The organism is Paenibacillus sp. MER 180 (assembly GCF_023713665.1).
Classification (GTDB): domain Bacteria; phylum Bacillota; class Bacilli; order Paenibacillales; family Paenibacillaceae; genus Paenibacillus_B; species Paenibacillus_B suaedae.
Map to the genome: position 1 here is coordinate 51,634 of NZ_JAMAVT010000001.1, position 24,416 is coordinate 76,049.

Sequence of the window (24,416 nt, forward strand, 5' to 3'; positions counted from 1 at the left end):
CATTGTTAATTATACACATATTTACATATTCAGGCAATGGAAGGGGTGAAGCCTACGAAGCGAAACCTCCCTTCAAATGCAAAAAAGCACAAGCGCGTCAGCGCCTCACAGGACGCTATTAACGCGCAGTGCTCATCGATAAGTTGAATTACATGATTTCATGTCGATGCTGAATACTATCGCTGATCATCCTATCCAACAGAAATCAGCCTGCCGTCAACTCTTCCCCTTATGCTAGCTTGATCCCACCGTTGGCTTCAATCCAGAGCGCCTTCTGTGCCAACGCTTGTTCTGCCCGCCCAATGGCGGCCTCCACCTGCACCGTTGCTGTTCCGCCGTATACGTTGCGTGCATTGACAACCTGCTCAGGTTGAAGGACAGCATAGATACGATCATCGAACAGTTCAGAGAATTGCTTAAACTCCTCCAGAGTCAGATCAAGCAGGTATTTGTTCTGTTCAATACAGTACAGCACCGTCTTGCCGATAACTTCATGCGCCTGACGGAATGGCAGTCCCTTGCCAACGAGGAAATCTGCAATGTCAGTTGCGTTAGAGAAGTCCTGACGCACTGCCTCCCGCATGCGGCTGCGATTCACCTTCATCGTAGCGATCATCGGTGCAAATAAGCGCAGTGCTCCGTCCAGCGTATGCACAGTGTCGAACATGCCTTCCTTGTCTTCCTGCATATCCTTGTTATAGGCTAGCGGCAGTGCCTTGAGTACCGTCAGCATGCCCACGAGATTACCGTATACCCGCCCTGTCTTTCCACGAACTAGTTCCGCGACGTCTGGATTTTTCTTCTGTGGCATAATACTGGAACCCGTGCAAAACGCATCGTCCAGCTCCACGAATTGAAATTCAGTGCTTGACCAGAGCACAAGCTCCTCACACAAGCGGGACAAGTGCATCATAATCAGGGAAGCGTTCGACAGGAATTCCACGATGAAATCCCGATCGCTCACTGCATCAAGACTGTTCTCATATACGCGGCTGAAGCCAAGCTGCTTCGCGGTGTAATGACGATCAATCGCAAATGTCGTCCCCGCGAGCGCACCCGCTCCAAGTGGAAGCATATCAATGCGCTTATAGCTGTCCGTCAAACGCTCGATATCGCGCTCGAACATTGCGACATACGCCATCAAATGATGAGCGAATAGAATCGGCTGTGCACGCTGCAAATGCGTATAGCCAGGCACGATTGTCTCTACGTTCTCCTTCGCCTGCGCAATAAGTGCTTCCTGCAGCTGCACAAGCAGCTCAACAAAGGTGACCACACGCTTGCGCAAGTACAAGTGCATATCGGTCGCCACTTGGTCGTTGCGGCTGCGTCCAGTATGCAGCTTGCCGCCCACCGGGCCAACAAGCTCAATGAGCGCTTTTTCAATATTCATGTGAATGTCCTCATCGGATACGGAGTAATCCAGCTCCCCACGGCGGATCATACTCGCGACCTGATGAAGTCCATCCGTAATCTGATCTACATCCTCCTGCGGCAATATACCGCAAGCCCCCAGCATCGCCACGTGAGCAAGGCTGCCATGTATATCCTCTTCTGCCATTGCTTTATCGAATGTAATCGAAGCTGTATATTGTTCAACGAGTTGATCCGTCTGTTTCGTAAACCGACCGCCCCATAGTTTGCTCACGCTGCTCTCCCCTTCCTGTGTTACACGCCCGCTTCTTGCAAGGAAGCCCCATGGACCTTCGTACCATGCACGCCGGCAGCGACCTTAAGACGCAAGGCATTCAAATGAATAAAGCCTGTTGCATCATTTTGATCGTATGCCTGAGATGGGTCTGCCTCCATCGTTGCGATATCTGGATTGTATAGACTCACCGGACTCTGTACGCCAGCGCCCATCACATTTCCCTTGTACAGCTTAAGCCGTACGCTACCCGTCACATGCTTCTGACTTTCGTTGACGAGTGCTTGAATCGCAAGCCGCTCCGGTGCGAACCAGAACCCATTGTATACTGCAGCACTGTACTTCGGAATAAGCGAGTCACGGATATGCATTACTTCGCGATCCATCGTCAACGATTCCATGATGCGGTGTGCCGTAAATAGAATCGTACCGCCCGGTGTCTCATAGACGCCGCGGCTCTTCATGCCGACGAAGCGGTTCTCTACCATATCGACACGACCAATGCCGTGCTTGCCGCCAAGCTCATTCAATGTCTCCATTACCTGCAGAGGGGAGAGCGCCTCTCCGTTAACCGCAGTACAATTACCTTGCTCAAATGTTAATTCGATGAGTTCAGACTCATTCGGCGCATCCTCTGGGGAGACACTCAGCACGTACATGCCTTTATTCCAATCTGCTGTTGCGTCAAACCAAGGATCCTCCAGCATGCCGCTCTCGAAGCTAATGTGGAGCAGATTGCGGTCCATCGAGTATGGTTTGGCCGCAGAAGCCTGCACCGGAATCCCATGCTTCTCCGCATAGGCGATCATCTCAGCGCGTCCTGGGAAGTCAGCGCGGAATTGCTCCGAGCGCCAAGGCGCGATGACTTGAATGTCCGGTGCCAGCGCCGCTGCCGTCAGTTCAAAGCGGACTTGGTCATTCCCTTTGCCAGTTGCACCATGCGCAATCGCCGTTGCGCCTTCCATACGAGCAATCTCAATCATCCGCTTCGCAATGAGCGGACGCGCAATGCTTGTGCCGAGCAGATATTGCCCTTCATACAGCGCACCTGCCTGGAACATTGGGAAGATGAAGTCCTGCGCAAACTCTGCGCGCAAATCGTCAATGTAGACTTTGGATGCACCTGTTGCGATTGCCTTTTCTTCAAGGCCGTCCAGTTCTTCCTTCTGTCCAATGTCCGCGGTAAACGTAATGATCTCTGCGTCATAGGTTTCCTTTAGCCATGTTAGAATGACGGATGTATCTAAGCCGCCTGAATAGGCCAGCACAATTTTGTTCTTTGCCACGATGACTCCCCCGTTCAATATGCTTCAATATGCTGTAGAGGCTACTCTCCCATCAAGGAAGCCATGATCGCCTTCTGCGCATGCAGACGATTCTCCGCTTGATCGAAAATAACAGAGTGGCCTCCATCAATAACACCTTCACTGACTTCTTCACCACGATGTGCAGGCAAGCAGTGCAGGAATATATAATCAGGCTTCGCATATCGAGCTAATTCTTCATTCACTTGGAAGTTGCGGAACGCTTGCTCACGCTTCAACTGCTCCGCCTCGAACCCCATGCTTGCCCATACGTCTGTATAGACCACATCGGCGTTCGCGATTGCTTCCTTCGGATCACTCGTAATGAGCACTTGAGATCCTGACTGCTGCGCCTGCTCGCGGCTTTGCTTCACAATGCCTTCATCCGGCATATATCCTTCGGGCGATGCGACAGCGACATGTATCCCCAGCTTGCTTGCTCCCATCAGCAGTGAATTCGCCATATTATTGCCATCCCCGATATAGGCCAGCTTCAAGCCTTGCAGCGTTCCTTTTTTCTCATATATCGTCTGGAAATCGGCCAGCGCTTGGCATGGATGATTCATATCCGTCAATCCATTAATAACCGGTATGGTAGCGCCGCGCGCCAAATCTATGACCGTGCGATGGGCAAACGTTCGGATCATAATGCCATCCACGTAGCGAGACAGCACCTGGGCGGTATCCCATATTGGCTCCCCGCGGCCAATTTGCAGATCATTTTTACTCAAAAACAATGCCTGGCCGCCGAGCTGGTACATCCCTACTTCGAATGATACACGCGTGCGGGTGGATGACTTCTCGAAGATCATGCCGAGTGTCTTCCCCTTCAGCGGCTGATACACCTCGCCTGCCTTCTGCTTCCGCTTCAGCTCAATCGCGAGATCGATCAAGTATTGCAATTCTTCCATTGTATAGTCAGCGAGCGCAATAAAATCGCGTCCGCGCAAATCAATAGTAGATGCTGTTGTTGCCATCAAGGCCACCTCCGTATATAGTCGCTGTCTTCCCATCCGATCTGTGCACACGCTCCGATTGCCATCTATGCCGTAGCAACAACCTCTGAACGCTTCACTAATACATCGTGGATAATTGCCACAGCCTCTTCGATTTCTTCGTCAGTTACGAACAGATTCGGAAGCAAACGAATCACATTCGGACCAGCGCTAATGAATAGCAAGCCTACCTGCTGTGCCTCCTTAATCACATCCGCCACAGGTTCCGCGCACTCGATACCAACAAGAAGCCCGAGACCTCGTATATCCTTCACTAGCGGTACATCGCTCAACTTCACCCGCAGCGCGTTAAGCAAGGTCGTCCCCTTCTCCGCCGCCCGCTGCGCAGCCTTCTCTTCCAGCATCGTCTCCAGTGTGCCTACTACAGCTGACATCGCGAGCGGGTTGCCGCCGAAGGTCGAGCCATGTGTGCCCGGACTGAACGCTGCCCGCAGATGCTCCTGCGCCAGCATAGCTCCTACTGGGAAGCCGCTCCCGAGCCCCTTGGCCACGGTAAAGATATCCGGCTGAAGGCCGTAATGCTCATGTGCGAACAATGCTCCTGTACGCCCCATTCCCGTTTGTACTTCATCCACGATGAGAAGAAGTCCGTGCTCCCTGCACAATGCAGCTACTTCTTGAGCGAATGATGCCTTGATCGGGAAGACGCCGCCTTCTGCCTGCACGATTTCAAGCATGATCGCTGCTGTATTGTCCGTTATCGCAGCTTTCAGCGCTTCACTATCGTTAAACGGTACATAACGGAATCCTGCTGGCAGCGGCGCGAATCCATCCTTCACCTTGTCTTGACCAGTTGCTGTCAGCGTTGCCAACGTGCGGCCGTGGAAGGATTGATGGAACGAAATGATTTCCGTCCGCCCTGTCTTAGCAACTGCTGCATGATAGCGTCGCGCCAGCTTAATAGCTGCCTCGTTCGCTTCCGCTCCACTATTGCAGAAGAATACAGCATCTGCACATGTATTTGCGGTCAGCAGTTCCGCCGCTTGCTCCTGCTGTGGGATATGGAACAGATTCGAAGCGTGCCATAACGTATCCAGCTGCTCTTGTACACGCGCCTTGACCCGCCCCGGCACATGTCCCAAGTTCGTTACGGCTATGCCGCTCATGAAATCCAAGTAGCATTTCCCCTCATTGTCCCATACGCGGCTTCCTTGCCCCTTGACCAGTGCAATTGGATAGCGGGCATACGTTGGGAACAAAGCGCTAGCTTCCTTCCCGGCATCTATATTCTTCGTCATCGTCTCCACCCCTTCGTTCAGTCTGGTACTCCGTTCACAGCCTCTCAGCTGCAGCATACTGCTATCTAAATCTTTACTTTTCGATTTATTCCATGTTTTAATAGGTCATCTATGACCTAACAATTCGAGTTCCGATCACTTCCCCGGCCATCAATCGGCGCAGCACATCAGGTTCAGATCCGTCAGCAATAACAACCTCCTGCACGCCGCCCTCCAGACATTTCATCGCAGCCTGCACCTTCGGGATCATCCCTCCGTAAATATCGCCACTCTCGATCATCGCCTCAACTTCCTCAGTCGTCACAACGGGAAGTACAACTTTCCCTTCTGGGCCGTTCCTCATAATGCCGGGTACATCCGTTACCACAATAAGCTGCTCTGATTCGAGATAAGCCGCTACAGCACCTGCTGCAGTATCAGCATTGATGTTATAGCGTTGGCCTGCACGATCCAGTCCAACTGGCGCAATGACTGGCATGTGATTCATGTCGACCAATCCAGCCAGCAAGGATGCATTGACATGGGTCACATCTCCGACAAAGCCTACTTGTGCCGCGTTAGGTACCGGCTCCGCCTGAATGAGTCCACCATCTGTTCCCGACAGCCCAATCGCCTTAGCCCCTACTTGTGTGAGGCGCCGTACGATTTGCTTGTTGATCTGTCCGGCAAGGATCATTTCGACGACGTCAAGCACAGCTTCATCAGTCCTACGAAGCCCGCCGATGAACTCGGACTCGATACCGAGCTTATCCAGCATGCCTGATATCGCAGGCCCACCGCCATGCACGATTACAGGAACTGTACCTTCCTCCTGAAGCTGATGAAGCTGTTCATAGAACGAATTCGGCAATGCTGCCAAGGTGCTTCCCCCGCACTTCATGACGAACAGCTTTACAGCTGTAGCCGCCGATGACTGCTCTATGCCCTGAGTTTCTGTCGTTGCCATACTCCCACGCCGCTCCTTCCCACTCTTGCTTTACACCGCTTAATGAAACTTTACACTTGCTTGCAGCTTATCTAGCCTCTCCGATTCTCTCTCTTATTTCCTATCCCAATACTGTGCGCAAAAAGAAATCCGCTGCTCGTAGCGCTGCTGTTGCTATGTCACTGCAGTCCAGTTACTGCAACAGATCACGACCTCCATTTGCCTCGCTCTATGTTCGGTACGCCGCATTGATGCGCACGTAATCATAAGTTAAGTCACAACCCCATGCCTTGGATTCGCCAGCTCCCATATGTAAATCAACGTGGAAGATGACTGTATCTCCCTTCAAATAGGCAAGCGCCGCCTCTTCATCAAATGCAACCGGTGTTGACTGCTGAAGCACAGTGATTGGCCCCATATGAATATCCAACGTATCGGGATTAACCGGCTGCCCCGCATAACCCACAGCTGCTATAACCCGGCCCCAGTTCGCATCTGCACCAAATACAGCTGATTTCACAAGACTTGATCCAACAATCGACTTGGCAATCGCAGATGCCGCCTCATCTGATACAGCTCCAGTGACACGCACCTCAATCAGCTTCGTCGCTCCTTCTCCATCGCGAGCGATCGCTTTAGCAAGCTGTTCACACACATAGTGGAATGCTGCTGCGAACGCTTGCCATGCTTCATGCTGCTCATGGAGAGATTCATTGCCTGCCATGCCGCTCGCCATTGCGATAAGCATATCGTTCGTGCTCGTATCCCCATCCACCGTTATCATATTGAATGTCTTGTTCGTTGTGGAACGAAGCAAGCCTGCCAGTGCCTCTTGGCCGATTGATGCATCAGTCGTTACGAATCCAAGCATCGTAGCCATGTTCGGATGAATCATTCCCGAGCCCTTGGCGCACCCCGCAACCGTAACTTGCTTGCCATCGACCATGACGACCGCACATGCTTCCTTCTTCACCAGATCTGTTGTCAAAATCGCTTGAGAGAACTGCTCCGCACCTTCTCCAAGCTCCGTCAACTTCTTAGGAAGCTCCACGATCCCTCTCTCCACGCAATCCATCTTCAGCGGCTCGCCGATGACTCCTGTGGATGCAACAGCCACGTAATGCGGTGCAATGCCAAGCTGCTCTGCAAATGCGCTGCGCATCCGGTAAGCATCCGCTTCCCCTTGCTTGCCTGTGCAGGCATTCGCATTTCCACTGTTCACAATAATGGCTTGCACCTTGCCCTCTTCCTTCAAACTTGCACGCGTTACGGCAAGCGGCGCTGCTTGGAATACATTCGTTGTATACACGGCAGCTGCTGCAGCAGGAACGTCGCATACGATAGCTCCCAAATCATTGCGTTCGGATTTCTTCAAGCCGCAATACAGCCCACTGGCCCGAAATCCATGAGGTGTTGTTACTGATCCATCGATAATGTTAAATAATTGCACCTCTGTGCTCAGAGCTTGCGTTTGCATCCCTATCAACCTTCTTCTTTATCAAAGTCGTACATCTTTTTCATTGAATAGCTTCATGCTATTCGTATTTATGTTCACGTTACGGGTACACCGGTGTGAGCATCAGTCCCGTCGTCTCGTCCCATCCCATCATATGATTCAAATTCTGTATCGCTTGGCCTGCCGCGCCCTTGACGACATTGTCGATAACGGAAATAATCGTTACCCGCTTCGTTCTCCGATCTACGGCAAAACCGATATCACAGAAGTTCGATCCGAACACTTCTTTCGTTGCCGGCCACTGCCCTTGTGGACGAATGCGAACGAATCGCCGTCCTGCATAATACTCTTGATAGTGAGATATAAAGTCCTCTTCGATGTATGTCCCTGCAAGCGTCGCATACATCGTGCACATAATGCCGCGAGTCATCGGCGTCAAGTGCGTGGTGAACGTCACCGTAACCGGCTGCTGTGCAACCTCGCTAAGAACCTGCTCGATTTCCGGGATATGCTGATGCTTGTTAACTTTGTAGGCCTTGAAGTTTTCATTAATCTCCGCATAATGAACACCTAAGTTTACGCCTCGACCAGCTCCGGATACGCCGGATTTCGCGTCAATAATGAGACTGTCAGGTTGAATCCATCCTGCTTGCAGTGCTGGAATGAGTCCGAGCAGCGTTGCCGTTGGGTAGCAGCCTGGATTGGAAATGAACTTACGCCCTTCTGCATATCCACGTTCCGGGTACAACTCACACAAGCCGTACTTGGCTTCCGCTAGCCACTCTTCCGGTGGAGCAGCGTGCTTATACCATGTCGTATATAGCTCGCCATCCTTAATGCGGAAATCCCCGGACAAATCGATAACGGCGAGTCCTGCCTCCAGCAGCTTCGGCACCAGCTGTCCGCTCACGCCGGAAGGAGTTGCTGTAAACACAACGTCTGCCTTCCTTCGCATCTCTTCCACATCCACTCCGTCCAATGTATCGCACATCACTTCATGCAAATGCGGGTATCCATCTGCAATGGGTGCTCCTGCGCTCGATGCTGAAATGACTGATGTGATCGTGACATTCGGATGATTCAATAACAGCCGGATAAGTTCGACACCGCCGTAGCCAGTGGAACCAACAATGGCTACTCGTACATGCTTCTCTTGATTCATTCCACTCTCTCCATTCCTCACTACTCTCGTATAAGCTCCTGAACGTATGCTTCGTTGTGATCGGTATAAACTCTGAGGTATTGCTACTGCCCTGAAATAACTGACACGTATAGGAAAATGATTCCTCATGAATAATATGTATCATTATACAACTGTATTTATATAAATACAACGACTTTCCCATGAAATTTCATTTTCTTTACGAAAAAGATAAAAGGATGGATCATGATACTAAGGGGAGATATCGTCCAAAACCCATGCTACATAGGGATAGCGGAGATAAATGATCTGACTTTGCAATGAGGATAACTCGAACGCAAATAAAAAAACGCAGCTCCCTCTACATACATGCGGGGCATGATATGCAGAATAGAACTGCGTTTTATGAATAAAATCGAACAGCTTATGCAACGAATGAATATCTTGTAGACCTTATTAGGCATAAGTGTGGCTTGCTCTTCTTGCTCTTTTTACGCTTGCACCTTGAATCCCTCGCCTAATACCTCATTCGTATCACTAATAATGACAAATGCCTGCGGATCCACTGAGCGGACGATCGCCTTCAGCTTATATACTTCGCTCTGACCGACGACGACCATGAGCACGGTACGTCCTTCGCCCGTGTAGCCGCCTTCGCCCTGCAGCTTCGTCAATCCGCGATCGAGATCATGCAGAATCGTATCCGTAATTTTATCGGCTTCATCACTAATAATGAATGCAACCTTCGTATAACCCAAGCCTACCTGAACCACATCGATCGTCTTGCTCGTTACGAACAAAGCGATGAGCGCATACATGGCGTTTTCAAAGGAAAGCATGAATCCGGCAAGCAAAATGATAACCCCGTCACAAATCGCGACAGACAGTGCAATATTGATTTTACCGAAAGTACTCAGCAACTGTGCGGTAATGGCATTGCCTCCGGTAGAGCCACGACCGCGGAATACGATACCTAGACCCAAGCCAATCCCTATTCCACCGAAAATAGCCGCAAGCAGCGGATTATCCGTAGCAGGCCCTAAATGTTGTGTGAGATAGATAAAGGTCGGCAAGGAAACGGAACCTACAAGTGTCCGAATCCCGAACTGCTTGCCTAGCAAGCATACCCCTAAAATGAAGAGCGGTATATTGAATGCATACTGCGTAATTGCAGGGTTCCACCCAAATTGACTCTCCAGCAAGATGGATAGACCCGAAATGCCCCCTGATGCGATCTTGTTCGGCAGCATTAATGTATTGAACGTAAGCGCCATAATAAAGGCTCCAAGGAAAAGCAGGGCGTAATCCATTACTGCCCGCATGGGATGATCATATGGAAGCAGTAAGCCATTGTTGTTACGCCGAGGTTTCCTCGATTGAGAAATAGATGAATCCGATGTATGGGGCATAATGTCTCTCCTTCGTAATACACAGTATGGTATAGCAGCTATGGTAACGTGGTACTCGGTGGTGTCACATAATTCTCTGGAGTGCTGCCGTTTTTCCAGCGTTGAACCATTTGGCGTTGGTGCAATACTTGGCAGTGCCGTAGTACTTGGCGGAGTCACACTACTTCACATTATCCCAGAACTCCGCGGTGAGCATTACTTGGCAAGAAATCTGTATCCTGTGCCATGAACCTATCTTATTATGTGCACTCTCTAGCATGGTAAAGCATTCAAGCACAACAAAAAACCTGCCCCGATCAAAGATCGGCGCAGGTTTTCGCAGTCGGTACCAACATATTTATGCTTCAGATGATGGTTGAATTAAGGTTCTCAAGTACGCGTCAATAAACGTATCCAAGTCGCCGTCCATCACGGCGCCGACATTTCCGGTTTCCACCTGCGTCCGGTGGTCCTTGACCATGCTGTACGGATGGAATACATAGGAGCGAATTTGGCTTCCCCATGCGATTTCCATCTGATCACCACGGATTTCTGCTAACTGCTTCTGTTGTTCCTCAATCTTGCGCTCATACAACTTGGAACGAAGATGAGTCATGGCACGCTCACGGTTCTTGATCTGCGAACGCTCCGTCTGACATGTCACGACGATGCCCGTTGGAATATGGGTAATCCGAACAGCAGAATCCGTCGTATTGATGTGCTGACCCCCCGCACCGCTCGCACGGTACGTATCAACTTTCAAATCCTCTGTACGGATTTCAATTTCCGCGTCGTCTGTAATCTCAGGCACGACGTCGCAGGATACAAATGAAGTATGTCTCCGGCCAGAGGAATCAAATGGCGAGATACGAACGAGACGATGCACACCCTTCTCCGTCTTCAAATAACCGTAAGCGTTATATCCTTTAACAAGCAGCGTCACGCTCTTAATGCCTGCTTCGTCGCCTGGCAGATAATCCAGTACCTCGACCTTGAAGCCGCGCTTCTCTGCCCAGCGTGTATACATGCGCAGAAGCATTTGGCCCCAGTCTTGAGACTCGGTACCGCCTGCACCTGGATGCAGCTCCAAAATGGCGTTCATTTTATCATAAGGCTCGCTCAGCAGAAGCTGAAGCTCGAAATTCTCAATACTGGCCAGGAGTTGTTCAACATTCGCTGTCAGTTCCTCAGCTAGTGATTCATCGTCTTCTTCCTCTGCCAGCTCGAGCATCATTTCATTGTCGTCATAATCCTGCTTCAGCTTCCCATACTGGTCGACAATGCTCTTGATTGCATTCATCTCAGAGATAAGTCCTTGCGCTTTGTCATTGTCATCCCAGAAGTCCGGTGCAGCCATCTTCTCCTCGAAGTTGGCAATCATCTCTTGCTTCAGATCGAAGTCAAAGAGACCCCCTAAGGTTTGTAAGTTTAGCTGCGATGCTGCGCATATTGTGACGTACACTTGCGTCGATCATCATAATACCACCTCGGCAAAATTGGTTAGGAAGGGAGCAGTGTCGCTTCCTTCTCCCGAACAACGGGCGGCTATACGGCCGCCCGTTCGGGTCTATCATGTGGAGAGCTGCGCATTGGCCTCTATCCACCATGAATATGCTGTTTATACTGTCTATGCAGCGGTGTATATCCGATGCAAGAGTATTCATGACTATAATCGGCATAAAACTCGTTCAACCAATTAGTCTTGCTTACCGTGACATTGCTTATATTTCTTGCCGCTTCCGCAAGGGCACTGGTCGTTGCGGCCAACCACTTCGCCCCTTACAACAGGACGCTTCTCAGCAGGCTCTGCATTCGTAGACATCTTGCTCTCTTCTATGACAGCTTGACGTTCTACATTCTGCTCTACTTGAGCCTTCATAATGTATGTGGACACTTCTTCTTGGATCGAAGCTACCATGCTGTTGAACATTTCGTAGCCCTCGAATTGGTATTCGCGCAGCGGATCCGTACCGCCGTACGCACGAAGGTGAATCCCTTGACGCAGATGATCCATCGCATCGATATGATCCATCCACTTGGAGTCTACGGCACGAAGCACGACAACCTTCTCGAATTCACGCACAAGTTCTGGCCCGATGCGCTCTTCGCGTTCTGTATATTTCTCCATAACCTTGCCGAACAGGAATTCCGTAATTTCTTCTTTTTCCTTGCCCCACAGGTCATCCTTCGTAATTGTACCCTCGTCAAGCATTTGACGATGCATGTAGTTCACGACTTCTTCCAGATCCCAGTTCTCTGGGATATCTTCTTCATTACAGTGCGCATCTACGACGCGCTCGATGCATGGCTTGATCATATCCAACACGATTTGGCGGATATTCTCGGAATCAAGCACTTCAAAGCGCTGCTTGTAGATGATACCGCGCTGTTGGTTCATAACGTCATCATACTGAAGGACGACTTTACGCAAGTCGAAGTTGTTGCCTTCTACTCGCTTCTGTGCAGATTCCACAGCACGCGTAATCAGCTTGGACTCGATAGGCTGATCCTCTTCAAATCCAAGACGCTCCATCATGCCAAGCACGTTATCCGCACCAAAGCGGCGCATCAATTCGTCTTCCAAGGACAGATAGAACTGCGAGGAACCTGGATCGCCCTGACGTCCAGCACGTCCACGAAGCTGGTTATCGATACGACGGCTCTCATGGCGCTCCGTACCGATAATGTGCAAGCCGCCTGTTTCCTGTACGCCTTCACCCAAGATAATGTCCGTACCGCGACCCGCCATGTTCGTGGCGATAGTTACTTGGTTTGGTTGACCTGCGCTAGAAATGATATTCGCTTCCTCCGCATGGTACTTCGCATTCAAGACTTGGTGCTTCACACCCTTGCGGCGGAGCATGTCAGACAAGCGCTCCGAGTTCTCGATCGACACCGTACCTACCAAGACTGGCTGACCATTTTTGTGGCGCTTCACGATTTCTTCTACAACCGCGTTATATTTCGCATTTTCCGACTTATAGACGACATCCGGAATGTCTTTGCGCTGGTTCGGCTTATTCGTCGGCACTTGGATAACTTCCAAGCCGTAAATGCTCTTAAATTCTTCTTCCTCTGTCTTCGCTGTACCCGTCATGCCGGCAAGCTTGCGATACATACGGAAGTAGTTCTGGAATGTAATTGTTGCGAGCGTCATGCTCTCATTTTGCACCTCAAGGCCTTCTTTCGCCTCGATTGCTTGGTGCAAGCCGTCGCTGTAGCGACGGCCAGCCATCATGCGGCCTGTGAACTCGTCGACAATAACAATCTCGCCGTCATTTACGACATAGTCAACATCCAGACGCATAATCGCGTGAGCCTTCAACGCTTGTTGAATATGGTGATTCAACGTTACGTTCTTTACATCGAACAGGTTCTCCACGCCGAGTGCTTTCTCCGCCTTAGCCACACCTGCTTCTGTAAGTGCAACTTGACGCGTCTTCACATCAATCGTGTAGTCCTCTTCACCTTTCAAGCGGCTAACGAACCGGTCTGCAACGAAGTACAGCTCTGTCGACTTAGCAGCTTGTCCAGAAATGATAAGCGGCGTACGCGCTTCGTCAACGAGGATGGAGTCCACTTCATCAATGATTGCAAAGTTCAGTGGACGCTGAACCATTTGCTCTTTATAAAGCACCATGTTGTCACGCAGGTAGTCGAACCCGTACTCGTTGTTCGTACCATACGTAATATCGCACGCATATGCTTCCTGCTTCATGTTGTGATCCATGCCAGACAGGTTCAAACCAACAGTCATGCCCAGGAAGTTATATACTTGAGCCATAATCTCGCTATCGCGGGATGCCAAGTAATCGTTGACAGTAACGACGTGAACGCCTTTCCCTTCCAACGCATTCAAATATACAGGAAGTGTTCCGACGAGTGTCTTACCTTCCCCTGTCTTCATCTCAGCGATCTTGCCTTCATGAAGCACCATACCACCGAGCAGCTGTACATCATAATGACGCATGCCCAGCGTACGCTTCGCAGCCTCACGCACTGTAGCAAAAGCTTCTGGCAAGAGCTGATCCACTGTGTCGCCCTTTGCAAGACGCTCACGGAATTCTACCGTCTTCGATTGTAATTGTTCATCGGATAATTTCTCGAATTCGGGTTCCAGACCGTTAATTACCTCAACCGTCTTCAAGAGCCGCTTAACTTCGCGTTCGTTGGCATCGCCGAATATTTTCTTTACAAGTCCTAGCATGCTTAACCCCTTTCACGCAAATCCGATCGTGATTTTATGGCCGTTCTCTATCCTTCATTCAAGCTTTTACACAAGAACGGTAACATCGACTCGTTTTGCAATAAATTGTAACAGTTTCAACAGGGTCCCGCAACCGCCGCTGGGCATGTTTTCGGCGATCTTTCATCACATTTTCACACGAATGTAGCGGCATACCGTGGGCTATCCTGCTTACAGCAACAAAAAGAAAATTTACACTATATTAATAGAAGGCATTTGAAAATGAGGTACAAATCGCACCTTCTTAAAACTCGTACTATTATATATACGTGAAAAGAGCCCATTCCGTTGTGGAAATAGGCTCAGTCCTTTTTTGGTAATCGGGTGAGCTCTCTGCCCTACATGGCAGCTGAGAACTCAATGTGCCCGTTCTTAGCCTTGTTCAATCAATCCGTAACGACCGTCATCGCGGCGATATACAACATTGACTTCCTTGCTCTCCGCATTCGAGAATACGAAGAAGTTGTGGCCAATCATATTCATCTGCAGGATTGCTTCTTCTACGTCCATCGGCTTCAGTGTGAATCGCTTCGTCCGTACGACTTCCAGCTCATCCTCTTCCTCCACCGCAACTGGTGCTGCTGTAGACTGTTCACGGAACAGCTGCTCTGCCGCCGCACCAACCTGACGGAACTTGCGGTTGGCTTTCGTTTTATGCTTGCGGATCTGCCGTTCCAACTTGTCTACGACGCCATCGATCGATGCATACATGTCCTTGCTTCGATGTTCGGCCCGCAGCAGCAAACCCGGTAATGGAATTGTTACCTCAATACTGTGTACATCCTTAATGACGCTGAGTGTAACGTTAGCGCCTGAAGCAGGGGGAGTTTCAAAATACCGTTCCAGTCGGCTCAATTTCTTCTCGACATAGTCAAGCAGTGCGTCTGTGACTTCAATGTTCTGACCTCGAACTTTATATTCCATATAGCACTCCTCCTTTGGATACCTTTATTATACCATAGCTATGATGGAGGAATCAAAAAAACGGTTACAATCCGTTTACAATTCCGTATCTTTATTTACCCTTATCCTTAGGTTATAAAACGGCTTATATGGTTGTCGATGAGCTGGAATCAGAACTCCGGGATAGGTACCGGCAAGTCTTGTTACATCATGTTCATGTGGTTTCACTTTACAGCTCATTAAAGCTCATTAAACAGCTATAAAAAGGATCTTGGACAACCACTGAACATAACAGTAGCAATTCGAAATAACAGACCATGAAAAACTAAAAACCCCTGGCACTGAGCCAGGGGTGTGTAGCTAATCGGAATCATATATAATTCGACTCACGTCGGTATGATTACAGTTTGATTACGTTAGCCGCTTGTGGACCGCGAGCGCCTTCCACGATATCAAATTCTACGGATTGACCTTCTTCCAAAGTCTTGAAGCCGTCAGTTTGGATAGCGGAGAAGTGTACGAATACGTCGTTGCCTTCTGCAGTTTCGATGAAGCCATAACCTTTTTCAGCGTTGAACCATTTTACTTTACCTTGCATGTCGATAACATTCCCTTCATCTTCAAATGCCGTGGAGTTTTTATCCTTCACAAGTTCGACTATATCACCGGATGGAAGCGTTGTCAATGAGGAAAGGGATATTTTTCTTATTATTCAATAATACAGTTCCTACACTTCTCATACTCTAATTATATTTATGACGTAAATAGTTTAAAATTCTTATTTTTCAATGGATAAATCACTCTCTGTTATCGTTTGAAGCAATTGAACAGCTAAATCGGAAGACGTGAATTGCTCTTGTTCTTTAAGTTGAAGCTTTTCAGTAATACTTGATTCATGAGCTATTGGCTGCGAAGCGGAAGGATTAGTTTGGAAAGCGACATCTTGCCATGGCCCAGCACCAAGATGATTGACAGCTCTTATGCGAAGTTGATATATGGAGTCTGGTGTCAAATTTACAAAATTCGCAGTTCGGGTCAAAAGCGTAAAGGATTGCCCATTGTTCTCGATTTCATACATAAACGCATGAGGGACAGCGTTCCAGCTTAATGTTGCGGTCTTGTCCGAGATTGCAGTTAGAGAGACCTGTGGAGCTTCCTTAGGGATAGCAATCGGTTCGGATGTATTATTGACCGTAACTTGAGGAACTTCAGCCTTCGAGTAGTAATAAGGATTTAAACCGGAATAAAAATCTACGACTTTTCCAGTATCCGCATTGATGACTAAATACGAAGTGGGGTCAAAATCTTCTGTGTAACGCGGAGTTTCTAGCCCGAATACATCGGTTCTTTTTATTACCCATTGTCCAGGGCTTGTTCCAGATTGAGAATAGCTCATTTCACTATTAATCATATGAACAGTTTTGACCTGTAAAAACAATGCTTTTGGGATAAGGCCTGTATATGGAGAGTTATAAGTCCCATCGACTGCCGCTACTATAGAACTCTTTCCATTATGATAACCAATTGACTGGGAGCGTCTGAAGGAACCACCGGACCACGAATTTTCAAGAACTCGTTGCCAGTTCATATTTCCTTGTTGCGAAATTTTCTCTCCGTTCACATAGAGATCTCCTGCATCATCTTTGATTAAGATAACAGAGGCGTCTGGCGCAATGTAAAGCACTTGTGCAGAGGCAGCATAGGCTTGTGTCAAGCCTAATGAGCCGGTTCCAACTAATACACATAAAGTAAACACAATAATTCTTGCAAAACTAGTTTTTAACTTCATATTAATCCTCCTATAGTATTGGATGATGCCAAATGTTCTGAGAGGTAATTTCTTACTATATTGTAATATAAAGATGCGCATCTAGTAATAGTTCAATGGTCACAAGTTAAGAGCCATCAGGAGTAAGATAATGATACGCACAAAAAATCCGCTACCATTTTAGGTAGCGGATTTTGCGGACGTGTTAATTAATTATAAGTATACTTCAATGTATTACTAGACTGCCCGTCAGGGTTTACCACTTTGATTTCGATCTCTCCTGTACCGGCTGGAGCTTTAGCACGCAAACGGTAACCTGATTCAACTACAACGGTTGTTGATTCATTTTCACCAAAGTAAACCTTTGCCCCGTCTACAAAATTATCTCCCGTAATGTAAACGTAATTGCCACCCGCCTGAGTGCCGGACTTAACATTCAAAGAATCAAGTTTTGGCGGTGGTCCAAGCGGTGGCTTTTCATATTTAAACATAGCTGTTGCACTTTCACCGTTTTTAAGTGTAACAACGATCGGAACCAGTCCTTCTTCTGTCGCTGGCGGAGTGACGATTCGTACTCTAGATGTACCATCGAATGTTGCAATCGGAACCGGAGCGCCATTTACAGTCACCGTCATATCTGTTTCAAAGTTAGAACCATAAATATAGACACTGGTTCCGCCTTTGAGAGGGCCTACTGCAGGCGAGATACTTGATATCGCAGGCTGAACCAATGTGTAGGTATAGGCTCCTGGCAATGTAGCAGTTCCTTTATCTGGATTAGTAACAGTGACATCTACACTACCAGTAGTTGAAGCAGCAGGTGCAAGTACACTCAATCTATAATTGCTCACTGACTTTACAACCGCTGACTGCTCTCCGAATTTAACAATAATCCCATCTTTAAAGTTATCACCGTTAATATACACATAATTTCCGCCTGTTGCCAATCCCTTATTTGGAGTAACTGAAGAGATGGATACAGGTTCCGGCTTTGGCTCCTCATACTGGAAACCAATGCTTTCTGCAGATTTTTGGCTATCTGCATTTACAACACTTACGTTTACTTTATCTGGAGTCGCCCAAACTGGAGTTTTTACTCGCAGTTGCGTTTCTCCAAGGTAAGTTGTTGCCAACTTCATCTCATTAAAGAACACCGTAGAAGCACCATCAAAATGTTCGCCAATGACAACTACGGTTGTACCGCCTTTCATAGTACCAGATGCAGGAGAAATAGAAAGTACCTTAGGTGCTGGAACTGGTACTGGTTCAGTATACGTGTATCCGTTATCTAAGACTGCTCCTTTATCATCCGGATTTACTACCTTAACATCAAATGTTCCGAAAACATCAGAACTTGGAACCTTAACAGCTATCCGGAAAGCACTTGAAACCGTTACTTGAGATGCCTCTTTATTATTAATAAAGACCTTCAAACCTGCAACGAAGTTTTCCCCATTGATATAAATCGTATTTCCTCCTGCCATTTCCCCTTTATTAGGAGCGACAGATGTAATTTTAGGTTCCGGATACTCAGGCATTTGGTACGTGTACGCTTTGGTTAGAGTGGATTCTTGCTGATCTGGGTTAAGAGCTTTAACATCTACCACTTCACCAAGCTTTCCAGCAGGAACCTTTAACTGTATACGATTCGCAGAAATATATGTAACCTGCGCTTCATTGGCACCGAAATAGATCTTAACATCCGGCGAGAAGTTTTCCCCTAATGCAAATATCGTTTCGCCACCTGCTGGAAGTCCGCTTGCTTGTGTGATTGAAACGAGTGATAATTTCGGTTTTTCTGGTTCTTTGTACGTAAACCCGCCAGGAATAGTTAACGTCATGCCTCCCGGATTCGTCAATACGATATCTACAGTACCCGCTTTTTCTACTTTCGGTGTATTGACCGTTAAATATTGCCCTGTAGAATTCGTTACGATTGTTGCTGGGCTGTCCCCAAACTTAACTGAAATTCCGCTAGTGAAATAGTTGCCCTTAAAAGCAACAAGCGTCCCACCGCTGATTAACCCTTCGTTAGGAGTGTAGGAAGTCACTTCCGGCTTAGCTGCATACTCATAGTCTATCATTGCTTTCTGAGCATCTGGATTCACCACAGAAACCTTAACCTTGCCTAACTTACCTGATGGAGCTGTTGCTTTAATAAGCTGTGCATTTTCTACTGTTACATTAGTAGCCTCAGTTTTATCAAAGTAAACTTTAGCACCCTGTTTAAACTTATCACCATTAATAGTCACTACTTCGCCACCATTGGGATGACCAGCAGGTTCAACAATCGAGGTGATTACCGGTGCCGGCAGTTTTACTTTAATTGTTTGGTTCAATATGTTTTTGGATCTGCTAGAGCCTGCATAATCCTTGTACGTCACAATCGACTCAGAGGTAGATACATCAAACATACCAGTTGCATCTTTGCTTTTTGCTCTTATTTTGTATGTAAACTTCAGGTTTTTATTTTTTAGTTCCTTGAAGCTCCATACCAACTTATTGTCAGTAACTGTCGGTTGTGGAATATTGTCAACATATGAATTTGGAACAATTTCAAATTTATCGTTTACGTAATCTGTAACCGTAATGTCATATGCACTTGCTATTCCGATCTCCTTGACAATTTCCGCGTAAATTTCTTTCAAACCTGTAGATCCCAATACAAAATGATGGTGATCGGAAGTTGTGGCCATTTGTCTCAACAATAAGTTCGGGCCACTTTTATCAGGATCTTCATTTTCATTCAATAGTGCGATGGTGTAAAAAACAATTCCGGCATCCTTCGCTTCATTTGCCTTTTTCAGAGCATATTCATAGGCTGTTCCAGATGGTTCAGTTGCATCTCCGTCTGTCATGATAACGATTACTGGCTGCGTATCCGGCCGAGGATTGCTTTGCAATTCTTTGATAGCAGCATCGATTGCGTCACCTGTAGCAGTTCCGCCGTTAGCCTTAAGCGTATCGATGTAGTCTTGCGCCTTTTTCCCATCCGTGGTCAATGGCAATTGACTTATGCTATTTTTAGAGCTATAATCAACAACCCCTACACGATGGGCGGATAAGTCCATTAGCTGTACAAAGCCTTTTGCCGCATCGATAGCATGCTGCATTTTGTTCTTCATACTTCCGGACTTATCAATAACTAACATGACGTCGTTAGGTTTTACTACATTTACGGGAGGTGTGCCTTGAATATTCAATTCAACAGTTGCTTCCTCCTCAGTAGTCATTTCCATAGGTGATACAGTTCTAGTAACTTGAAGATAGTCATTAACCGATGCCGCGCTCACAATATGAGACAAACTCATATTAGATACTGAGACCAAAGCAACTAGTAGTAGCACGAGCGCCTTTTTCATCTTTTTCACGCTAAAGTTCCCCTTTACTTAAACTTGTCCAACATTAATCCAGGTTCTGCAGAATTACTTTCATACTGCGTCTTAAGTCTTTTACCTCGTTGAATTTGTTCGATTTTCTTGCCTAAATTCAACTTTCGCAACGAGAGTATGGTTTGGATTTCCAACTCCATGTCGTAACATTTGGAATATGCCTCTTTTACAATCACCTCCTCAAAATCTGTAAGTTGGCCAAGCATCTGCAAGGAGGATACGAGGAACTGCTGTTTACTATAGTAAGCTTCATATTCTAATTCGTCTTCCTCGTCAATGCGAAGTTGATTTAAATATTCGGCCGTACTAGAAACCAGTTCTCGGGATAATTCCACTGAACTACTATACGTCATTTTTTGTTCACCATCTTCATTGCTTCGTGCCAAGTATCCCTTAGTTCCGTTATCATACCCAGTATTTCTTCCAAAGCTTCTTGATCCAAATGAATACTTACATACAAGAGTCTTTCTTGAAAATAAATATATAAGGACTCAAGCTGCTTTGAGATTTCATATTCCATGTTTAGCGTAGCTTGTAATTCATTAATAATATTAATAGCTTTTGATATTGCTTGGCTTTTGCCGTTCACATCATTCACCAGCATGAAATTGTGGGCTTGCTTAATAAAACGAATACATCCGTTATAAAGCATTAGAGTTAATTCTTCTGGCGTAGCTGTATTTATCTGAGTTTCATAGTATCGATTTAGAGCCTGCTGCACGCTGAATTACCTCTTTTCATCAATAATTGAACCAACCACAATTTCCTGCAAGCGTTGAACCAATTCCACTATTTTTTCAGGCGGAATTTCCCTGATTAACTCGTTAGTTTCCTTGTTATAGATTTTTACGATCATGGATCCCGATTTTTGATGGACTTTAAATTCAAATCTCTGAGGGGTACCTTCCAAAGTTTTATTGACTTTATTAATGGCATTAAGAACTGCTTTTTCTGCAACAGTCAATCCGCTTTGGGTCTTTTGTTTCGTTATCAGGATTTGTTCTTCGGGACCAATATGTCTAGGTACAAATTTCGAAGGAACTGCAGTATTGGAAAATAATGATCCTCTAACTCCAGCAACCTGCATACGTACGTCAACCTCCTAATTATTTCATGTTTTGCATGAGGAAATTAAGCTGACTGTTATTGTAGGCGAGTGCCTTTTCCATCGCAGCAAACTTCTTGTAATAGTCGTCTTCCTTTTTAGTTAACTTCATTTCTAATGATTTATAGTCCAACTCCATGTCACTATACTTCTTCCCAAGCTCTGTACTTGCATCTAAGTATGATCCGCCGAGTTTGCCAGATTTCTTGTTAATAGAAGTAATTGTATCGTTCAATTTACTATACAGTTGGTGAAGGAACCCGGCATCTTCCGTTTTCGTACTGGATTTCGTCAACAACTCAGTCACTGCTTCCGGAGATTCTTGAAGCGCTTTTGTCAACTTTTCTTCATCCAACACAATTTTTCCAGAATCCTCCATAAATTTAGCCTTGTTGCCTTCATACTTAGTTGTCCCAAATCCGATTTTAAATAGCGCATCATAATCGCTATTACTTACCGCATAACTTTTACTTAGCATTGTCCGTATACCGCTCATAAACGGCTCAAGCAGCGAATCATTTTTGAGCAAGCCTTGCTTCGTTTTCTTTTCCCAGTTTTTAACTTCGTCTTCGCTCAATTCTTTCTTTTGCTCCGAAGTCAATGGATCGTACCCTCTTAATTTATTCTCGCCTGTCATTTTATTAATAAGGCCAACCGCTTCATTATAAGCAGATACGAATTTTTTTACTTTGTCTACTACCCCTGAAACATCAGCAGTATTGGTAACCGTTACGCTATTAGGGGATTCTTGAAGTAATGTATACGTAACCCCATCTTGAGTAAACGTATTAGAATCTCTTGTTGAAGTGATTCCATTGATCTCTACTTCTGCGTCTACCCCTTCTGCAACTTTCGATAGATCGAAGCCCATTGAGGACAATAAATTCCCCGACTTATCCTCGAGTTTAATTTTGGCATTGCTCCCCATGTCCTTAGTCGTCATTGAAAATCTATCTGCTGCTGAATCATAACTAATATTGACTCCCGCTTTAGAACCGTTAATTTTATTCATAATTTGCTGTACGGAGTCATCTGCGCTATATTGAATAGAAACGCCATTAATGCTAATCTCGTAGTTACCACCCGAAGTTACATTCAAACCGTTCAAAAATTTACCTTTGTTCTCCAGTAAGCTCGTTTCAAGATTCAATTTATAAGACTGGTTATTTTGAAAACCTAAGCTGCTTAGCGCATTTACATCCACCAATTTGACCTGAGCAGATGTCAACGGTTTGATGTTGATAGCACTCCCATTCATCGAGACTTCTACTTTATTAACTCCGATTTCCGAATCGATTTTCTTCTGCAATTCCTTGCCAAGTTCATCAGGAGTATACGATTTTGCTTCTAGTTTAATTTTTTTGCGAGAGCCATTATAATCAATAATAAATTCGTCATTAGCCCCCGCCGAAACTGTCACATTTCCTCCTACTGCTGAACCTTGAAGACCTGTATTTGACACAGTTCCTTGAGAAGAAGTCGTGGCAGATTGAGCTAACTTATTCACTTTAATTGTGCTGTTCATTGCATTCTGTCCAGCACCACTAACTTTTACAATCGACTCATTGGAAGAATTCAACTTAAAGGAAGATAAATTCGCACTATACCTCATAGAGCTAACAGACTCTCTTAACGAGTATAATTTCGAGCTTACTTCACGGTACAAATCCATTCTAAATTGAAGCAAGTCCTTCTTCTGTCCCTTCTTAACAAGCGGCATTCTTTCAGCTTTCATGAGATCTTTAACCATCAGATCAATATCCATGCCTGAAGACATACCGTTAATGCGCATTGGCATTGCTATCCCTCCTCAATTTTAATTAGTCGTTCTGCAGCAGGCTTATATAAATATCGGATTTTTTCATAGTAATATTTAGCTCTATCCAGGTTATTAGCGAGCTCGTAATATATGCCCAGATTGTATGCAGCTAAATATGATCCTACTCCTGGTGTTGTCGAATACTTCGTAGTGTCACCTATTCGAAGAGCCTCAAGATAACTTGACTCCATCAGCTCTACATTGCCTGCTTCCATATAAAGCGTGCCGAGCTGAAAACTTATATCGGGATAATCCTTGTATTGTTCTTTACCGCTTCTAAGCATCATGATAGCGTCTTCAACAAGCCCCACTTTATGCAGAACCTTACTAAATTCAACTATCATGGCAGCATGATATAATGAAGGTGTATCAGCATGTTGCAATGCTTGCAAAAAAGCTCCACAAGCTTCCTCATAATGCTGAACAGCCGTTTCTAGTTTCCCTAATTGATACCATATGTATCCGTCTGCTTCATTTTTCAAAAGTTCTTTCTGGTATAAATCTTTATAGAACGTATATTTATTTTCGGAATAGTCGGTATGATTATAACCAAAATGATTGATAGCAATATCACTCATTCTAAACTTGGCCACTTGTGAATTTTTGTATAGTTTTTCATGAACTGCACCAAAAAAACGAAATTCCGCCTTATTGGGGAATAATCTAACCATTCTGTGAACCGTGTCTATTTGGTTACCGTCTATATTATTGATGACGATGGCTGCAGGTTCATCGGGAGTAGATGTAATATATCGTGTTATTTGCGTATAAGTATCTTCTAGAAAACATTCATCAGTGTCTATCACAAAAATGTGGGTACCCGTAGCTTGGGTAAGCGATTCATTCCGCGCCTCTGAAAAATTACTTGTCCATGGGTAATAAGAAAGTCGTACATTTGAATACTGCTTCGCTATATCAATGGTTCGATCTGTAGAGCCTGTGTCAACTAATATAACTTCACAAAAGCTTGGAATACTATCCAGACAACGTCCAATATGCTTTTCTACATTTTTGGCAATCATGCAAATACTAAGCTTCAATTCAATTCTCCCCACTTATTAAGAAAG

General features: G+C 46.2%; 19 protein-coding genes. All 19 read right to left on the reverse strand.

Annotation, left to right across the window (positions count from 1 at the left end; genetic code table 11):
- Window positions 1-229: 229 nt before the first annotated feature.
- The 19 genes from argH to M3661_RS00280 all read right to left on the reverse strand — a co-directional run bounded on the left by argH (window position 230) and on the right by M3661_RS00280 (window position 24,389).
- The gene (gene argH / locus M3661_RS00190) at window positions 230-1,648 is read right to left on the reverse strand and encodes an argininosuccinate lyase (protein WP_065293026.1); all 1,419 of its coding nucleotides are present in this window, start codon (window positions 1,646-1,648) and stop codon (window positions 230-232) included.
- A gap of 20 nt (window positions 1,649-1,668) precedes the next feature.
- The gene (locus M3661_RS00195; protein ID WP_065293025.1) at window positions 1,669-2,934 is read right to left on the reverse strand and encodes an argininosuccinate synthase; all 1,266 of its coding nucleotides are present in this window, start codon (window positions 2,932-2,934) and stop codon (window positions 1,669-1,671) included.
- A gap of 41 nt (window positions 2,935-2,975) precedes the next feature.
- Window positions 2,976-3,929, reverse strand: a complete 954-nt coding sequence (gene argF / locus M3661_RS00200; protein WP_065293024.1) for an ornithine carbamoyltransferase — start codon at window positions 3,927-3,929, stop codon at window positions 2,976-2,978.
- Between the two features lie 65 nt (window positions 3,930-3,994).
- Window positions 3,995-5,206, reverse strand: a complete 1,212-nt coding sequence (locus M3661_RS00205; RefSeq protein WP_251481198.1) for an acetylornithine transaminase — start codon at window positions 5,204-5,206, stop codon at window positions 3,995-3,997.
- 109 nt (window positions 5,207-5,315) lie between these two features.
- Complete coding sequence (argB, locus tag M3661_RS00210) at window positions 5,316-6,152, reverse strand: acetylglutamate kinase (RefSeq protein ID WP_251481200.1); 837 nt, start codon at window positions 6,150-6,152, stop codon at window positions 5,316-5,318.
- A gap of 208 nt (window positions 6,153-6,360) precedes the next feature.
- Entirely contained in the window at window positions 6,361-7,608 is a 1,248-nt protein-coding gene (argJ, locus tag M3661_RS00215) for a bifunctional glutamate N-acetyltransferase/amino-acid acetyltransferase ArgJ (RefSeq protein ID WP_251481201.1), read from the reverse strand.
- A gap of 79 nt (window positions 7,609-7,687) precedes the next feature.
- Window positions 7,688-8,749: an N-acetyl-gamma-glutamyl-phosphate reductase gene (argC, locus tag M3661_RS00220; protein WP_251481203.1), complete on the reverse strand. Its 1,062-nt coding sequence runs from the start codon at window positions 8,747-8,749 to the stop codon at window positions 7,688-7,690.
- 470 nt (window positions 8,750-9,219) lie between these two features.
- Window positions 9,220-10,137, reverse strand: a complete 918-nt coding sequence (locus tag M3661_RS00225; protein ID WP_021257108.1) for a YitT family protein — start codon at window positions 10,135-10,137, stop codon at window positions 9,220-9,222.
- A gap of 337 nt (window positions 10,138-10,474) precedes the next feature.
- Window positions 10,475-11,591, reverse strand: a protein-coding gene (prfB, locus tag M3661_RS00230) for a peptide chain release factor 2 (RefSeq protein ID WP_139295337.1) whose coding sequence is annotated in 2 segments (ribosomal slippage) — window positions 10,475-11,518 and window positions 11,520-11,591 — 1,116 coding nt in all. Because the reading frame shifts where the segments join, the coding sequence is not laid out codon by codon here.
- A gap of 221 nt (window positions 11,592-11,812) precedes the next feature.
- Window positions 11,813-14,323 carry a preprotein translocase subunit SecA gene (gene secA, locus M3661_RS00235; RefSeq protein WP_251481205.1) on the reverse strand — a complete coding sequence of 837 codons (2,511 nt, stop codon included), beginning with the start codon at window positions 14,321-14,323 and terminating at the stop codon, window positions 11,813-11,815.
- Between the two features lie 411 nt (window positions 14,324-14,734).
- Complete coding sequence (gene hpf / locus M3661_RS00240; protein ID WP_021257112.1) at window positions 14,735-15,286, reverse strand: ribosome hibernation-promoting factor, HPF/YfiA family; 552 nt, start codon at window positions 15,284-15,286, stop codon at window positions 14,735-14,737.
- Window positions 15,287-15,665: 379 nt separating this feature from the next.
- A complete protein-coding gene (locus M3661_RS00245; protein ID WP_021257113.1) occupies window positions 15,666-15,863 on the reverse strand; it encodes a cold shock domain-containing protein in 198 nt (65 codons plus the stop codon).
- 180 nt (window positions 15,864-16,043) lie between these two features.
- Window positions 16,044-17,054 (reverse strand): fibronectin type III domain-containing protein, encoded by a 1,011-nt coding sequence (locus M3661_RS00250; protein WP_251481221.1) that lies wholly within the window; start codon window positions 17,052-17,054, stop codon window positions 16,044-16,046.
- A gap of 188 nt (window positions 17,055-17,242) precedes the next feature.
- Window positions 17,243-20,395 (reverse strand): IPT/TIG domain-containing protein, encoded by a 3,153-nt coding sequence (locus M3661_RS00255; protein ID WP_251482084.1) that lies wholly within the window; start codon window positions 20,393-20,395, stop codon window positions 17,243-17,245.
- 23 nt (window positions 20,396-20,418) lie between these two features.
- Window positions 20,419-20,778: a hypothetical protein gene (locus M3661_RS00260; protein ID WP_251481229.1), complete on the reverse strand. Its 360-nt coding sequence runs from the start codon at window positions 20,776-20,778 to the stop codon at window positions 20,419-20,421.
- Window positions 20,775-21,146 carry a flagellar export chaperone FliS gene (fliS, locus tag M3661_RS00265; protein WP_251481231.1) on the reverse strand — a complete coding sequence of 124 codons (372 nt, stop codon included), beginning with the start codon at window positions 21,144-21,146 and terminating at the stop codon, window positions 20,775-20,777. The genes M3661_RS00260 and fliS overlap by 4 nt, the downstream gene beginning before the upstream one ends.
- Before the next feature lie 6 nt (window positions 21,147-21,152).
- On the reverse strand, window positions 21,153-21,512 hold the full coding sequence (locus M3661_RS00270; protein WP_251481233.1) for a flagellar protein FlaG: 360 nt from the start codon (window positions 21,510-21,512) through the stop codon (window positions 21,153-21,155).
- A 19-nt stretch (window positions 21,513-21,531) separates the two neighbouring features.
- The gene (gene fliD / locus M3661_RS00275; RefSeq protein WP_251481236.1) at window positions 21,532-23,328 is read right to left on the reverse strand and encodes a flagellar filament capping protein FliD; all 1,797 of its coding nucleotides are present in this window, start codon (window positions 23,326-23,328) and stop codon (window positions 21,532-21,534) included.
- Window positions 23,329-23,330: 2 nt separating this feature from the next.
- A complete protein-coding gene (locus M3661_RS00280) occupies window positions 23,331-24,389 on the reverse strand; it encodes a glycosyltransferase (RefSeq protein ID WP_251481238.1) in 1,059 nt (352 codons plus the stop codon).
- Window positions 24,390-24,416 lie beyond the last annotated feature (27 nt).